The 14877-nt window shown below is 47.5% G+C and carries 13 protein-coding genes; all 13 read left to right on the top strand.

Annotated elements, in window-relative coordinates; translation table 11 throughout:
• The first annotated feature begins 50 nt into the window (after nt 1-50).
• The 13 genes from uvrA to BR63_RS11475 all read left to right on the top strand — a co-directional run bounded on the left by uvrA (nt 51) and on the right by BR63_RS11475 (nt 14612).
• Nucleotides 51-2891, top strand: coding sequence for an excinuclease ABC subunit UvrA (gene uvrA, locus BR63_RS11535; protein ID WP_034420325.1), 2841 nt, complete (start codon nt 51-53; stop codon nt 2889-2891).
• Between the two features lie 279 nt (nt 2892-3170).
• Nucleotides 3171-5039 carry an excinuclease ABC subunit UvrC gene (uvrC, locus tag BR63_RS11530; RefSeq protein ID WP_051965444.1) on the top strand — a complete coding sequence of 623 codons (1869 nt, stop codon included), beginning with the start codon at nt 3171-3173 and terminating at the stop codon, nt 5037-5039.
• Between the two features lie 96 nt (nt 5040-5135).
• Nucleotides 5136-5474 carry a phage holin family protein gene (locus BR63_RS11525; RefSeq protein WP_034420324.1) on the top strand — a complete coding sequence of 113 codons (339 nt, stop codon included), beginning with the start codon at nt 5136-5138 and terminating at the stop codon, nt 5472-5474.
• Nucleotides 5475-5627: 153 nt separating this feature from the next.
• Complete coding sequence (locus tag BR63_RS11520; protein ID WP_034420323.1) at nt 5628-6425, top strand: Cof-type HAD-IIB family hydrolase; 798 nt, start codon at nt 5628-5630, stop codon at nt 6423-6425.
• 146 nt (nt 6426-6571) lie between these two features.
• Complete coding sequence (locus BR63_RS11515; protein WP_034420322.1) at nt 6572-6781, top strand: aspartyl-phosphate phosphatase Spo0E family protein; 210 nt, start codon at nt 6572-6574, stop codon at nt 6779-6781.
• Between the two features lie 116 nt (nt 6782-6897).
• Nucleotides 6898-7827 carry a S66 peptidase family protein gene (locus BR63_RS11510; RefSeq protein WP_034420321.1) on the top strand — a complete coding sequence of 310 codons (930 nt, stop codon included), beginning with the start codon at nt 6898-6900 and terminating at the stop codon, nt 7825-7827.
• The gene (locus tag BR63_RS11505) at nt 7827-9023 is read left to right on the top strand and encodes a M20 metallopeptidase family protein (protein WP_034420320.1); all 1197 of its coding nucleotides are present in this window, start codon (nt 7827-7829) and stop codon (nt 9021-9023) included. The genes BR63_RS11510 and BR63_RS11505 overlap by 1 nt, the downstream gene beginning before the upstream one ends.
• Nucleotides 9024-9090: 67 nt before the next feature.
• Nucleotides 9091-9828 (top strand): phosphatase, encoded by a 738-nt coding sequence (locus BR63_RS11500; protein WP_034420319.1) that lies wholly within the window; start codon nt 9091-9093, stop codon nt 9826-9828.
• 327 nt (nt 9829-10155) lie between these two features.
• Nucleotides 10156-10893, top strand: a complete 738-nt coding sequence (locus BR63_RS11495) for a PHP domain-containing protein (RefSeq protein ID WP_034420317.1) — start codon at nt 10156-10158, stop codon at nt 10891-10893.
• A 233-nt stretch (nt 10894-11126) separates the two neighbouring features.
• On the top strand, nt 11127-12023 hold the full coding sequence (gene rapZ, locus BR63_RS11490; RefSeq protein ID WP_034420314.1) for an RNase adapter RapZ: 897 nt from the start codon (nt 11127-11129) through the stop codon (nt 12021-12023).
• The gene (locus tag BR63_RS11485) at nt 12020-13366 is read left to right on the top strand and encodes a gluconeogenesis factor YvcK family protein (RefSeq protein WP_034420313.1); all 1347 of its coding nucleotides are present in this window, start codon (nt 12020-12022) and stop codon (nt 13364-13366) included. Before rapZ ends, BR63_RS11485 begins: the two co-directional genes overlap by 4 nt.
• 27 nt (nt 13367-13393) lie before the next feature.
• The gene (whiA, locus tag BR63_RS11480) at nt 13394-14353 is read left to right on the top strand and encodes a DNA-binding protein WhiA (protein ID WP_034420312.1); all 960 of its coding nucleotides are present in this window, start codon (nt 13394-13396) and stop codon (nt 14351-14353) included.
• An 88-nt stretch (nt 14354-14441) separates the two neighbouring features.
• On the top strand, nt 14442-14612 hold the full coding sequence (locus BR63_RS11475) for a DUF362 domain-containing protein (RefSeq protein ID WP_034420310.1): 171 nt from the start codon (nt 14442-14444) through the stop codon (nt 14610-14612).
• Nucleotides 14613-14877: the final 265 nt, after the last annotated feature.

Here is a 14877-nt window from a genome sequence, read left to right as displayed (position 1 = left end):
TAACGGTTCACTGTTCACGTACTTTAAGTATTGCGGAAAGGAAACAGGAAATGGCCAAGGATAAAATAATTGTCAAGGGGGCGCGCTCCCACAATTTAAAGAATATAGATGTGGAAATTCCACGGGATAAATTAGTCGTCATCACAGGCTTAAGCGGCTCGGGTAAATCCTCCTTAGCCTTTGATACCATCTATGCGGAAGGCCAGAGACGGTATGTGGAATCCCTTTCGGCCTATGCCCGCCAGTTTTTGGGACAGATGGACAAACCCGATGTAGATTATATCGAGGGGCTTTCTCCGGCTATTTCCATTGACCAGAAGACCACCAGCAAAAACCCCCGTTCCACCGTGGGTACGGTGACAGAGGTCTATGATTACCTGAGGCTTTTATTTGCCAGGATCGGTAAGGTCCACTGTCACCGCTGCGGTCAGCCCATCAGCCAGCAGACGGTGGAGCAGATTGTGGATAAGCTCATGAGTTATCCGGAAGTAAACAGGCTGCAAATTTTAGCCCCCCTGGTTCGTGGACGCAAAGGGGAGCATCAGAAAATTTTTGAGGATATCAAGAAAAACGGTTTTGTGCGGGTCCGGGTTAATGGCGAAATCAAAGAAGTAACGGAAGAAATTAAACTGGAAAAAAATAAAAAACATACCATTGAAGTTGTCGTCGATCGGATTATCATCCGGACCGAGATAGAGAAGCGGCTGGCGGATTCCCTGGAAACGGCCATGGCTCTCTCCGATGGGCTGGTGACGGTGGATGTTATTGACAAAGAAGAACTGGTCTTTAGCCAGAAATTTGCCTGTGTAGACTGCGGGATCAGTTTTGAAGAAGTGACGCCGCGTATGTTCTCCTTTAATAATCCTTACGGCGCCTGTTCTGCCTGCAGCGGCCTGGGAATTAAAATGGAAATAGACCCTGACCTGGTGATCCCCGACCCCAGTAAGACCCTGGCCGAAGGTGCCATAGCGCCCTGGAACAGGGCTACTAATCTCTGGTATATGAATATGATCGAATCTTTGGCCCAGCAGTACGGGTTTTCCATGCACGTTCCTTTCCGGGACCTGACACCCGAACAAAAGGATCTGATCCTGTACGGCTCTAGGGGGCAGAGAATTCGTTTCCGCTATCATAACGCCCAGGGAGAACTGCGGGTCTATGACACCATTTATGAAGGGGTTATTCCCAATTTAGAGAGGCGCTATAAAGAGACCCAGTCGGACCACTCCCGCCAGGAAATAGAGGAATTCATGAGCAGTACTCCCTGCCCCCAATGTCAGGGAGCCCGTTTAAAGCCTGAGAGTCTGGCCGTTACCATAAATGGAAAAAATATTTGGGATGTTACCCGGTTTTCCATTCGCGAAGCTCTGGAGTTCTTCCATGGGTTGAAGCTTACGGAACGGGAACAGTACATTGCTCGCCAGGTGTTGAAAGAGATCAAAGAACGCCTGGGGTTCCTGGTCAATGTGGGACTTGATTATCTCACCTTACACCGCTCAGCGGGTACGCTCTCGGGCGGGGAAGCCCAGCGGATCCGGCTGGCCACGCAAATCGGTTCCAGCCTGGTCGGTGTTTTGTATATCCTGGATGAACCCTCCATAGGACTGCACCAGCGGGATAATGACCGGCTTATCGCTACCCTCCAGCGCCTGCGGGATCTGGGAAATACGGTGCTGGTGGTAGAACACGATGAGGATACCATGCGGGCGGCCGATCATATTATTGATATTGGCCCCGGAGCCGGTGTCCACGGGGGGCAAATCGTGGCTCAAGGCACTCTGGAGGAGATCATGGCTGCTCAGGAGTCCATTACCGGCGAATACCTGCGGGGCGACAAATACATTCCTGTTCCTCCCCTACGGCGTACGCCCAACGGCAAATGGCTGGAAGTACGGGGCGCCCGGGAGAACAACCTGAAGAATATTGATGTACGGATTCCCCTTAATCTCTTTACCTGTGTCACAGGGGTATCTGGTTCCGGTAAAAGTACCCTGGTCAATGAAATCTTGTACAAGCGCATATCCCAGGAACTTTACGGTTCCAAGACTAAGCCCGGTGAGCATGATGAGCTTCTAGGCCTGGAATACCTGGATAAAGTCATTGATATTGACCAGTCGCCCATAGGAAGAACGCCCAGGTCTAATCCCGCCACGTATACGGGAGTCTTTGATGCCATCAGGGAGGTTTTCTCCCAGACGCCGGAGGCCCGGATGCGGGGCTATAAGCCCGGACGTTTCAGTTTTAACGTACGGGGCGGGCGCTGTGAAGCTTGCGGCGGCGATGGCATCATCAAGATTGAAATGCATTTCCTGCCTGATGTCTACGTGCCCTGTGAGGTTTGTAAGGGTAAACGCTATAACCGGGAAACTCTGGAGGTTAAATATAAAGGGAAATCTATCGCTCAGGTGCTGGAGATGACGGTAGACGAAGCCACCGAATTCTTCCAGAATCACCCCAAAATCTATCGCAAATTGAAGACTATGCAGGATGTTGGTCTGGGGTATATCCAGCTGGGCCAGCCTGCTACCACCCTTTCCGGCGGCGAGGCTCAAAGGGTTAAATTAGCTACAGAATTAAGCAGGCGTACCAACGGGAAAACCCTTTACATTCTGGACGAACCCACCACAGGCCTGCATGTGGCCGATATTCATAAACTGCTGGGGGTTTTGACCCGTTTGGTCGACGCCGGTGATACGGTATTGGTCATTGAGCATAACCTGGATGTGATTAAGACGGCCGATTACTGTATTGACCTGGGACCGGAAGGCGGGGAAAAAGGGGGAGAGATTGTAGCAACAGGAACCCCCGAAGAAATCTGTGCGAATCCCCGGAGTTACACGGGTAAGTATTTGAAGCCTGTGCTGGAGAACGCTAAGTGTGCTGCGAAGTAGTTGTTGTAATTCTTTGTAATTCTTGACGTGAACCGTTAACAGTTAACAGTGAACCGACTACCGATTACCGACTACTGACAGCCGAAAATGCTGTGCTAGAACATGGACTAGGAAGCAATTAACCTCGTAAATCGGATATCGGATATCGGGAGGCGAAGCCGTATTCGCCAAAAAGTTTACGGTTCCCTGTTCACGGTTTTCGGTTAACGATTAAAGATCACAGGACACCGGACTCTGGTCACTTTCGTAAGTCGGAAGGCGGAAGTCGAGGTGAAAGCTATGCTTGAAGATAAATTAAAGAATCTGCCTGAAAAGTGCGGAGTTTATCTGATGAAAAATGATAAAGGTAAAATTATCTATGTGGGCAAAGCCCTGAACCTGAAAAACCGGGTGAGGTCTTATTTTACCTCCCAGCACGCCAATTCCCCCAAGACCAAGGCTCTGGTGAGCAATATCGCCGACCTGGAGTATATTCTTACTGATACGGAAGTAGAGGCGCTTATCCTTGAATGTAACCTGATTAAGGAGCACAAACCCAAGTACAACATCCGTCTTACGGATGATAAAAACTATCCCTATCTGAGAGTTACTGTTCAGGAACCTTTTCCCCGTATAGAGGTTGTCCGGGTTATGAAAAAGGACGGAGCTCGTTATTTTGGCCCCTATACCAGTGCCGGGGCTGTCCATGAGACCCTTAAGCTCTTAAAGCGGTTATTCCCCCTGCGTTCCTGCAAACAGCGCACCTTTGAAAGACAGGAACGGCCCTGTCTTAATTCCCATATCAAACGCTGTGCGGCACCTTGCAGCGGCAGGATCAGCGAGGAAGAATACAGGAAAATGATCCAGGAAGTAATTCTTTTTCTGGAAGGCAAACAGGAGGATTTGACAAACCTGTTAAATAAACGGATGGAAGAGGCAGCAGAAAACTTGCAGTTCGAAAAGGCAGCAGAAATCAGGGACCAGCTTCTGGCGATAGAAAAAGTGATTGCCAAGCAAAAGATTATTTCCGGCAGTTTCACCAACATGGATGTCATCAATATGGCCCGCGGCTTTAATGAGGCCTGTGTCCAGGTGTTTTTTGTACGGAGCGGTAAATTGATTGGGCGGGACCATTTTTTTTTATCCGGTACTGATGAAAAAAAACGGGGAGAAATCCTGGCGGCTTTTATCAAGCAATACTACAGCCAGGTGGAGTTCATCCCCGGCGAGATCCTGCTTCCCGAAGATTTGGAAGAAGCAGTAGTGCTTGAAACCTGGCTCAGCGGTAAGAGAGGCAGCCGGGTACATTTGAAGGTTCCCAAACGGGGTGATAAACACCAGTTGGTTGAGCTGGTAGGCAGGAATGCCCTGGAGGCCTTAGAGCAGGAAGTCCGTACCAAAGCCCAGGCCAAGGACCGGGCAGAAGAGGCTTTGAAGGAAATTGCCGAGGCTTTGGAGATGGAAGAATTTCCTCAGCGCATTGAGTGCTATGATATCTCCAATATCCAGGGCAGCGAATCCGTAGCTTCCATGGTTGTTTTTGAAGGAGGCAAGGCCAGTCCCCAGGAGTACCGTCGCTTTAAGATTAAAACGGTGGAAGGTCCCAACGACTTTGCCAGTATGGCCGAGGTTATCCTTCGCCGGTTCAAAAAGGCCCGGGAGAATGAGCCGAAATTCAGCACCCTGCCTGATTTGGTCATTATTGACGGGGGAAAAGGGCAGCTTTCCGCCGCCAGGGAAATTATGCATCAGCTTGGTTACGGCGCCATCATAACCGTGGGCCTGGCCAAAGAAAATGAGTGGCTTTTCAGGGAAAACTGCCCGGAACCCATCATCTTGCCCAGGAACTCCCAGGGCCTCTACCTTATCCAGAGAATCAGAGACGAGGCCCACCGTTTTGCCATCACCTATCATCGACTGTTAAGGGGTAAGCGTAACCTGGCTTCAGTATTAAACGAAATACCCGGTATCGGGCCAAAAAGAAAGGAAGCTCTTCTCCAGCACTTTGGCCTTTCTTTAAATAAGATAAAGAATGCGTCTCTGGAGGAGCTCCTAAGTGTACCAGGCCTTTCCCGGGAAGCGGCCAGCAATGTATGGAACTACTTCCATCCGGCGGAAATGAATGACGTAAACCGTGAAACCGCAAACCGTGTCTTAGCAGGATTATAGGGATATATTTAACGCATTATGAAATCTTAATTACGGTTAACTGTTAACGGTTAACGTTTTTACGAAAAAGTAGCGAACTACTGAGGAGGTACCAACATGTCTTTACTCATTCGGTGGTTATTAAACGGTTTGGCCTTATTGCTTACAGCGGCCTTACTTGAGGGAATAAAAATCAGCGGGCCCGGGGCTGCTTTGATGGCTGCCTTAGTCCTGGGCATTATTAATGCCGTGATTCGCCCCCTCTTTCTCCTCCTTACCCTGCCCATAAACATTATTTCACTGGGGCTTTTTACTTTTGTGGTCAATGGCCTTATGTTAATGATCGCTGCCGGTCTGGTCCGGGGTTTCGCTGTCAGCGGCATTTTCTCCGCCATTGTGGGTTCTATCGTACTCTCCCTCATCAGTAGCTTACTGACTGCGCTGGTCAAAGACTAAGTCCGACAATCCGATAGCCGACAGCCGAAGTCCGACCTTTATCTTAAGCCTTTATATTCGGTCGTCGGAAATCGGAAGTCGTACTAACCAACTACCAACTATATTACACTAGTAACTAGTAACTGATAGCTAGTAACTGACTGGAGGTTTACCGTGTCCGAGATAAAGTTAATTGCCTTAGATCTGGATGATACGCTGCTGCGTAACGACTTGCAAATTTCACCCCGGGCCAAAACAGCTATCCGCTCAGCTGTAGAGCGTGGTGTAGCGGTAACACTGGCTACGGGTCGCATGTTTGCTTCTGCCATTCCCTTTGCCCAGGAACTGGGTTTGGATCTGCCTTTAATCACCTACCAGGGGGCGCTAGTCAAATATGCTGATGGCCGGGTGGTATATCACAGACCCATACCCCTGGAAATCGCCAGGGAGTTAGTGGACTTTATTTTGCCTTACGGCTATCATCTCAATGTCTACTTAAACGATGAATTATTTATGCAGGAAGATTCTCCGGAAGGACAGCGTTATGCAGCCATAGCCAAGGTACCTGTCCACCTGGTCTCTGATTTACGAAACATTATTGCCATTGAACCCACTAAGCTTGTGATTATTGCCAAGGAGCCCCAGCTTGATGCCTTAGCTGAGGATTTAAACCTACGTTTTGGTAACAAAATTAATATCACCAAATCGAAACCTTACTTCCTCGAACTGGCCCATCCCCAGGCCACCAAGGGGAAAGCCCTGGCTACCCTGGCCGAAAGCCTGAATATCGGGGCCCATGAGGTTATGGCCGTTGGTGACAGTCCCAATGACCTGGATATGATCAGATATGCCGGGTTTGGCGTAGCCATGGGAAATGCTGTCGAAGAAGTAAAGAAATGTGCCCGTTATATAACCCGTAGTAATGATGATGATGGCGTAGCTGAAGTCATTGAAAAATTTGTTCTCAGCTAAATTACCTTATAGTTACATTAAAATATTTTAATAAACAAAATTTAACAATTTTTACAAAAAAGATTTAAACTGCTGGCAGGAATTTGAAAGTATAACTCGAAATAAGTCAATAGTAATTCATAAATATGTCGCATCAGGAGGTTAAAATGGACAAGCACATGTGTCCCCAATTACTGCAGGAAATGGAGCAGCTGAGAAAAGAATTGTACAGTGTAGTGAATGGGAACCGTAAACTTTTAATGACTAAAGAAACTTATGCCGTGAGTACCAAATTAGATGAACTCATTGTAAAACATATGCGTGACCAGGCCAGGCAGTTAGCTTTAAGAGGGGCCGTCTATGAATATACCCCATGAAGAGGTTCTTCGTGGGGTTTCTTTTTCATAAGGAAACTTTTTTGTTCTTCGTAATAATATAGCCATAGTAAAGCATTAGAATCATGTCCTTTACATGATCCGGAATGGGTGATGAAATGATAAAACCGCAAGCCTTAAAAATCGGAGATACTGTGGGAGTGATAGCTCCGGCCAGCCCTGCCACCGAAGAAAAAAGAGAAGTGGCCAAAAAGGCCCTGGAAAAATTGGGTTTTCAGGTGAAGATGGGTCAAAGCTGTTACAGCAAACGTGGCTACCTGGCTGGTTCAGACGCGTTAAGGGCTCATGATGTTAACACCATGTTTGCCGACCCGGAAGTTAAGGGGATCTTCTGCCTGAGAGGCGGCTACGGCGGGGGTAGGATCTTAGACAGGCTTGATTATGAGCTGATTAGAAAAAATCCTAAGGTATTCGTGGGCTACAGTGATATCACCGTGATCCATATCGCCTTGAATCAGAAAAGTGATTTGATCACCTTTCACGGGCCCATGGCAGCCTCCAATATGGTGGGGGATTTCGATCCTTACTCCAGGGAGTATCTCTTTAGAGCCGTCACTTTCCCTAAACCAATGAATACCGTCTTTAACCCGGAAAACGAAGAAATAAAGACACTGGTGGGAGGAAAAGCGCAAGGCCAAATCACCGGTGGCAACTTGGCCCTGATCGTTTCTACTCTGGGTACCTCCTATGAAATTGAGACAAAGGGAAAACTTTTGTTTTTAGAGGATATCGATGAGAAACCCTACCGGGTAGACAGGATGCTTACGCAATTGCTGCTGGCGGGTAAGCTCCGGGAAGCCGGCGGTTTCATTATCGGTGACTGGCAAAATTGTGAGGCCGATAATCCTGCGGAGAGTTTAACCTTGCAAGAAGTCTTCGAAGACATTCTTGTCCCTCTCGGCAAACCAACCCTCTATAATGTGAAAGCCGGCCACTGCCGTCCCCAGCTCACCCTTCCTTTGGGTGTAGAGGGTTTTATTGACGGTGATGAAGGAAAGTTAGTGATTAAGGAGAGCGCGACGAGATAATGACAAATGAGAAGATCCTGGACAAAGCCAGGGAAATTAAGGAATGGCTCACCCAGGTCAGGCGGGAATTTCATCAATACCCTGAACTGGGAACTGAAGAGTATATGACGGCCCAAAAAATTGCGAGTTATCTGGAAGACTTAAAGATTGAGTACCTTACGGGTGTTGCCGGTACGGGTGTGGTGGGAATCATCAGGGGCCAAGGCGGGGGAAAAACCGTGGCCTTAAGAGCCGATATGGATGCCCTCCCTATAGAGGATGCCAAAAATACTCCCTATAAATCAAAGGTGAAAGGAAAAATGCATGCCTGTGGACATGATGCCCACATGACTGTTGTACTGGGCGCTGCCAGAGTATTAAAAGGACTGGAAAACGAGCTTTCAGGAAATGTAAAACTATTTTTTCAACCTGCGGAAGAAACCATCGGAGGAGCCAAAAGAATGATCGAAGAAGGCGTCATGGAGAACCCCCTTGTAGATGTAGTGCTGGGTTTGCATGTGAATCCTGAAATTCCTACCGGCAGCATTAGCCTTAAATATGGAAAAGTGAATGCCGCGTCAGATATTTTTACCATAAATATTTACGGGCAGAGCGGCCACGGCGCCTATCCTCATTCGGCCACGGATGCCATAACGGCGGCCGCTCAAGTCATTTCAGCCTTGCAGACAATTGTCAGCAGAAACGTAGACCCCCGGGATTGTGCCGTTATTTCTCCGGGCACCATTAAGGGTGGATCCATAAGCAACATCATTGCGGATAAAGTGGAGATAACGGGCATTGTGAGAACACTTAGTCCTGTTACGAGAAAAGAGATCCTTAGAAGGCTTGAGGACCTGGTTAAGCAAGTAGCGGCAGGGCTGGGAGCACGGGGAGAAGTTATCTGGGAAGAAGGATACCCATCCCTGATAAATACAGATGAATTTGTTGATCTGATTCGGAGAAACGCGGAAGACCTTCTAGGCAAAGAAAAGGTGCATATCCTTACCGAGGCCAGCCTGGGGGTGGAAGATTTCGCGTATTTTTTGGAAAAAACACCCGGCGCCTTTTTTGGTCTGGGCTGCGCCTGTAAAGAGAAAGGAATTACGCATAGCCTCCACAATAAACATTTTGATATCGATGAAGATTGTTTGAGTATTGGCGTAGCTTTACAGGTGAAAAACGTGTTGAGTATCCTGAAACAGTTGTTCTTAGAATAAGTATATAATGTATAATGAAAGAAACTTGGGTTTGTAAAGATACCTAAAGGAACAGGTGAATAGATTTATGGAGATAGTAGCAGATCTTCATACCCATAGTGTGGCTAGCGGCCATGCCTACAGTACTATTCAGGAGATTATTACTGCAGCCAGGGAAAACGGGTTAAAGTTAGTGGCCATCACCGACCATGGCCCCGCTATGCCAGGGGCTCCCCATTCCTACCATTTTAGCAATTTAAGGATTATTCCCACCTCTTACAATGGTGTAGAGGTTTTACGGGGAGTGGAAGCCAATATCATGGATTACGAGGGTAACTTAGATCTGGCAGCGAAATATCTAAGAAAACTTGATATCGTTTTAGCCGGTTTTCACCAGGATTGTCTCGAACCCGGGAGTGTAGAGGATAATACAAGAACGATGATTAAGGCCATGCAGAATCCCCTGGTGGATATTATTGTCCACCCTGGTAACCCCTCTTTTGCCATTGATGCAGAGAAAGTCGTACAAGCATCGCTAGAACTGGGGATTCCCCTGGAAATAAACAACAGTTCTTTGGCCCCAACAGCAAGCCGCCAGGGAAGCTTGCACAATTGTAAGGAAATTGCCAGATTGGCCGCTCGCTACGGCTCCTTTATCTCTCTGGGAAGTGATGCTCACTGGGCACCCCTGGTGGGGAAGTTCCCGGAAGCCTACAACCTGATTCGTGAAGCCGGCATCAGGGAAGAGAAAGTTCTCAACACTTCCCTGGACCTGATTAAAAAGTTTCTGGGCGACAGAAAACAGGCCAAAGCCAACATCCGCTAGAGAGACCAATGTATTAAATTATCCACCCTCCTTATACTATTAGTGACCAGTGTCCGGTGTCCGGCCATCTGTATAAGTGACCAGAGTCCGGTGTCCAGTTAATTCACTGGTCACAGGTCACGGGTCACGGGTCACCGGTCACCGGTCACCGATTCCGGCCACAGGTCACAGATCACTGCCAACTAACAACTATCAACTGTCATCCAGACGACATCCGCTATCCGATTTCCGAAGTCCGATGAAAACCACTAGTAACTAGTAACTAATAACTAGTAACCAGTAACTAAACTGCTGCCAACTGCGAACTGACCGGGGAGGCTTTGCTCTGTGCAATTTATTGGTGACTATCATATGCATTCCACTTACAGTGACGGAAAGGCTACTGTAGCAGAAATGGTAGAAGCTGCTTATCATTGTAAGTTGTCTGAGGTTGGTATCTCTGACCATGGTCCCCGCAATATCGGAACAGGTGTAAAGAACAGCAGGGTTTTTTTGCGGGTAAAAGATGAATTAGAAAAGCTTGCGCCCAGATTTCCCGGTTTAAAAATGTTTGCCAGTGCCGAAGCAGATATTATCAGTCCTACCGGCGAACTGGACGTAAGTCAGGAAGTGATTAAGAACCTGGACTATCTGATTGTTGGTTTACATCCTTATGTCTTTCCCAAAGGATTAGCGGGGGTAGAATTTATTCTGGGAAACCAGGTGAAAAAATTTGTACCTTTACTGAGGGAAAAAATAATCAATCTCAATACCAAAGCGCTGGTAGAGGCCATTTACCAGTATGATGTTTGGACCATCAGCCATCCCGGCCTAAAAATGGAAATAGATATTGGGGAAGTGGCACGGGCTTGTATTAACCGGGATACAGCCTGGGAAATCAATGCAGGTCATAAACACCCCTCTTATAAAGACGTTTTGGCAGCAGCCCGCTCGGGGGTTGACTTCGTCGTCAATAGTGATGCCCATTTTCCGGAGAGTGTAGGTTGTCTGGATTATGGTTCCTGGGTCCTGGAAAAATGCGAAGTACCGGTGGAACGTGTGCGCAATGCCAAGAAACAGAATTAACAGTAAACAGTGAACTGCACCTTTTTTTGGAAGTAACGAGTCATACGTGACGGTCGCCCGGTGACCGGAGTCCGGCACCTGTGTAAGTGACCACAGTCCAGTGTCCGGCGATCTGTATAAGTGACCAGAGTCCAGTGTCCAGTGTCCGGTTAATTCACAGGTCACAGGTCACGGGTCACCGGTCACTGATTCCGGTTACCGGTCACTTTTTTGAATAGGGAGTGTAGATAAGCATGGACCAAAATAAAGAGTTTAGTTTTGTCATCATTACCGGGTTATCAGGTGCGGGGAAAACTCTGGCTGTCTGGTCCCTGGAAGACCTGGGATTCTTCTGTGTAGATAACTTACCGCCCGCCCTTATCCCTAAGTTTGCGGAGCTTTGCCAGCAGGCAGAAGGTCGCATTAACAAAGTTGCCCTGGTCATTGACATACGCGGCCGCAGGTTTTTTGATGACTTATTTCAGGCCCTGGATGAACTAAAAAAACAAGGTTATCCTTATGAGATTCTTTTTTTAGAGGCCAGCACCGAAGTACTGGTGAAACGTTTCAAGGAAACTCGCCGCCGTCATCCTTTATCCAGCCAGGGGCGTCTCTTGGAAGACATCCTCGTGGAACGGGAACGTTTGGAGGAAGTGCGGGGAATAGCCAATAAAATTATTGATACTTCGGAATTAAGTCCCACTCAATTAAAAAATCAGATCATTGAACTGTACGGTCCGGGCAACGAAAAAGTGCGCCTCCATATTACGGTCATGTCTTTTGGCTATAAGTATGGAATCCCCCTGGATTCGGACCTTCTCATCGATGTACGCTTTTTGCCTAACCCCTATTATCAAAAGGATCTCCAGTTGAAGACTGGATGTGACCCGGAAGTCCAGGAATATGTGTTCAAGTCACTCCTGGCTACAGAATTCTTAAATAAATATCACGATTTATTAAATTTCTTGCTGCCCCACTATGTCAGCGAGGGGAAGACCCATTTAGTCATCGCGGTAGGTTGCACCGGAGGCAAACACCGTTCAGTTGCTATTGCCAATCGCCTGGGTGAGGCCTTAGCCCAGAAAGATTATCAGGTTACGGTTCGCCACCGCGATCTTTACAAAAAAGGTGCAGGGGAGGAGCCCACATGAGTTTTTTTAAGTGGCTGTATCCCGGTTTAGGTATTAAGCGCTGGCTAGCCCTGGCCATTTTAGGTATTCTCCTGATCAGTGCCGGCATGGCCGTGGTTTTCCAGGGGGAAGTCCTGGGTTATGTGGAAAACAACCTAAGGAATATCACCAGCGAGCTTTTTGGCTATAGTGGCAGCGGCGTAAGCGGTATTGTTTTAGTAATCATGGGAATATTTGGTATAGTATACAGTTTTCGGGAAATAGTCAAATCCTTTGTCCGTGTGGCCTTCCCCGATTATCTCCATAGCCAGGTGAAAAACGCCTACCAGCGCCAGTATTTACGGAGAGGACCCCGCGTCGTGGTGATCGGCGGCGGCACAGGGCTATCCGTCCTTTTAAGAGGTTTAAAGCAGTATACCTCTAATATTACGGCCATCGTTTCAGTGACAGATGATGGTGGCAGTTCCGGGAAATTACGGGGACAGTTCGGTATTTTGCCTCCCGGTGATCTGCGCAACTGCTTAGTGGCTTTGGCCGATACGGAGCTGGCTATGGAAAAACTTTTCAATTACCGCTTTACCCAGGGGGAGGAACTGGCGGGGCACAGCCTGGGTAACTTATTGATTACGGCCATGGCTGACTTGTCCGGGAATTTCGAAACAGCCATTAAAGAGATGAGTAAAGTATTAGCCATCAGGGGCCGGGTTGTGCCTTCTACGTTGGCGGATATTGTGCTGGTGGCGGAATTACAGGATGGTTCGATGGTGAGGGGGGAGTCTGCCATTGCCCGCGTTAACAAACCCATCAAGCGAGTCTTTACCATACCTGATACCTACGAACCCAACCCGGAGGCCATTGAAGCCATTCTGGAGGCAGATGCCGTTATCCTGGGACCGGGTAGTCTTTATACCAGCATTATTCCTAATCTTTTGGTACCCGGGTTAGTGGAAGCGATACAGCAGTCCCAGGCGCTAAAGATTTATGCCTGTAATGTTATGACCCAACCCGGGGAGACCAGGGATTATACAGCCAGCGACCACCTGAAGGCTATTTATCGCCATTCTGCTCCCGGTCTGGTGGATTATATCATTGTCAACAACGAAAGGATCCCGGAGTACTTCAGTGAAAAGTATGCCCAGGAAGGGGCAAAGGGCGTGGAGGTGGATATGCATAAACTAAATAAGCTGAATGTAAAGATAATTGCCACACCTTTAATACAGGAAAGTAATTATATACGCCATAACTCAGAAAAACTGGCCAGGGTTATACTAAAACTAATCCTGGAGGAGAGAGGGCCCCGGTATGCCCCCAGTCTTATTGACCAGTACCTGCTGGCCGAGAGATTAAAAAAAGAAACCAGGTAAGAAACGATAATAAAGGGAGGGTTACAAGTGTCCTTCTCTACCCAAACTAAGGATGAACTTGCTCATATTTATACAGAAAAAAGATGCTGCCAGCTGGCTGAACTGGCGGCCCTTGTGCGTATGGACGGGACCATTTACATTAGTTCCGAACATAAGGTGGGGTTACAGGTAACAACGGAAAATGCCGCGGTGGCCAGGAAAATATTCCGTTTGCTCAAGAAGGTTTTCGCCCTTGAACCGGAAATCCGCGTGCAGCGCAAAACGCGCCTCAAGAAAAATAATATCTATAATGTGCGTCTCAACCCTCACCCCCAGATGAACAGCCTCTTACAGGAATTGGGCATTCTCGGGGAGGACGGTTCCATTCTTCCCGGTATTAAAAAATCCCTGGTAAAAAAACAATGCTGCCGTCGCTGTTACCTTAGGGGTATTTTCCTGGGGGCGGGTTCTGTCAACAGCCCGGAAGGAAATTACCATTTGGAGATTATCACCAGCAACTTGGAATATGCAGAGGACCTGGCCCGGTTAATTAACAGCTATGAGGGTTTACAGGCCAAGGTCAGCAGCCGCAAGAACTGGCACCTGGTTTACCTGAAAGAGAGTGAGCAGATTGTCTCTTTTCTCAATATTATTGGGGCTCACCAGGCACTCCTTAATTTTGAAAATGTACGTATCGTCAAAGGGATGCGCAATCAGGTTAACCGCCTGGTAAATTGTGAGACGGCTAATCTGAATAAAACCGTGAATGCGTCCTTAAGACAAATAGAGAATATTAAGCTCATCGATGACATGATAGGCATTGACAAATTATCACCCCGGCTGCGGCAAATTGCCCGCCTCCGTTTAGAAAATCCTGATACCAGTCTTAAAGAATTGGGAGAGATGATGGATCCTCCTGTGGGAAAATCCGGTGTCAATCACAGGATTCGTAAAATTGAAGAACTGGCAGAAGAATTAAGGGGGCGGATAAATACCATAAAACCATAAAAAAATATAAAGTTAATATAGTGTTTTACCATGATTTTTTAGTATAATGATAAGAGTAGGTAGATGCGAGGGGTTGGAGGTGAAAATCATGGCACACGTTATTAGTGATGAGTGCTTGTCTTGCGGCGCTTGCGAAAGCCAATGTCCCGTTGGTGCTATCAGTGAGGGTGACGGTAAATTCGTTATCGATGCTGAAAAATGTACTGATTGTGGCTCTTGTGCCGAAGTTTGCCCTGTAGGTGCTATTTCTCAAGGTTAATAAGCATAAAAAAAGCGTGACCGATTAGGTCACGCTTTTTTTATGCTTATAGTTGGTAGTTGGTAGAATTTTATCGTATCACGTTAACCGTTATTAAGGACTACAGGGTGCAACTATAATACGGTTCACGGTTCACGGTTAACGGTTTACGTTCATCGGGTAGCGGGTGGCGACTAAAAATGTCGGAAGTCGGAAATCGGATATCGGACATTGGAAATGCTAGTGACTATTGCCCGATAAGGTTTATAATATTGAATAGTGAATA

Origin of the sequence: Thermanaerosceptrum fracticalcis, assembly GCF_000746025.2 — a bacterium.
GTDB lineage: Bacteria > Bacillota > Peptococcia > DRI-13 > DRI-13 > Thermanaerosceptrum > Thermanaerosceptrum fracticalcis.
The sequence above is the reverse complement of the archived record's forward strand: the minus strand, read 5'-3'. Positions and strand labels throughout refer to the sequence as shown.

Excerpts from the sequence above, each read along its gene's own strand:
- uvrA (WP_034420325.1), top strand. The coding sequence starts at position 51 with ATGGCCAAGGATAAAATAATTGTCAAGGGGGCGCGCTCCCACAATTTA.
- uvrC (WP_051965444.1), top strand. The coding sequence starts at position 3,171 with ATGCTTGAAGATAAATTAAAGAATCTGCCTGAAAAGTGCGGAGTTTAT.
- BR63_RS11525 (WP_034420324.1), top strand. The coding sequence starts at position 5,136 with ATGTCTTTACTCATTCGGTGGTTATTAAACGGTTTGGCCTTATTGCTT.
- BR63_RS11515 (WP_034420322.1), top strand. The coding sequence starts at position 6,572 with ATGGACAAGCACATGTGTCCCCAATTACTGCAGGAAATGGAGCAGCTG.
- BR63_RS11510 (WP_034420321.1), top strand. The coding sequence starts at position 6,898 with ATGATAAAACCGCAAGCCTTAAAAATCGGAGATACTGTGGGAGTGATA.
- BR63_RS11505 (WP_034420320.1), top strand. The coding sequence starts at position 7,827 with ATGACAAATGAGAAGATCCTGGACAAAGCCAGGGAAATTAAGGAATGG.
- BR63_RS11500 (WP_034420319.1), top strand. The coding sequence starts at position 9,091 with ATGGAGATAGTAGCAGATCTTCATACCCATAGTGTGGCTAGCGGCCAT.
- rapZ (WP_034420314.1), top strand. The coding sequence starts at position 11,127 with ATGGACCAAAATAAAGAGTTTAGTTTTGTCATCATTACCGGGTTATCA.
- BR63_RS11485 (WP_034420313.1), top strand. The coding sequence starts at position 12,020 with ATGAGTTTTTTTAAGTGGCTGTATCCCGGTTTAGGTATTAAGCGCTGG.
- BR63_RS11475 (WP_034420310.1), top strand. The coding sequence starts at position 14,442 with ATGGCACACGTTATTAGTGATGAGTGCTTGTCTTGCGGCGCTTGCGAA.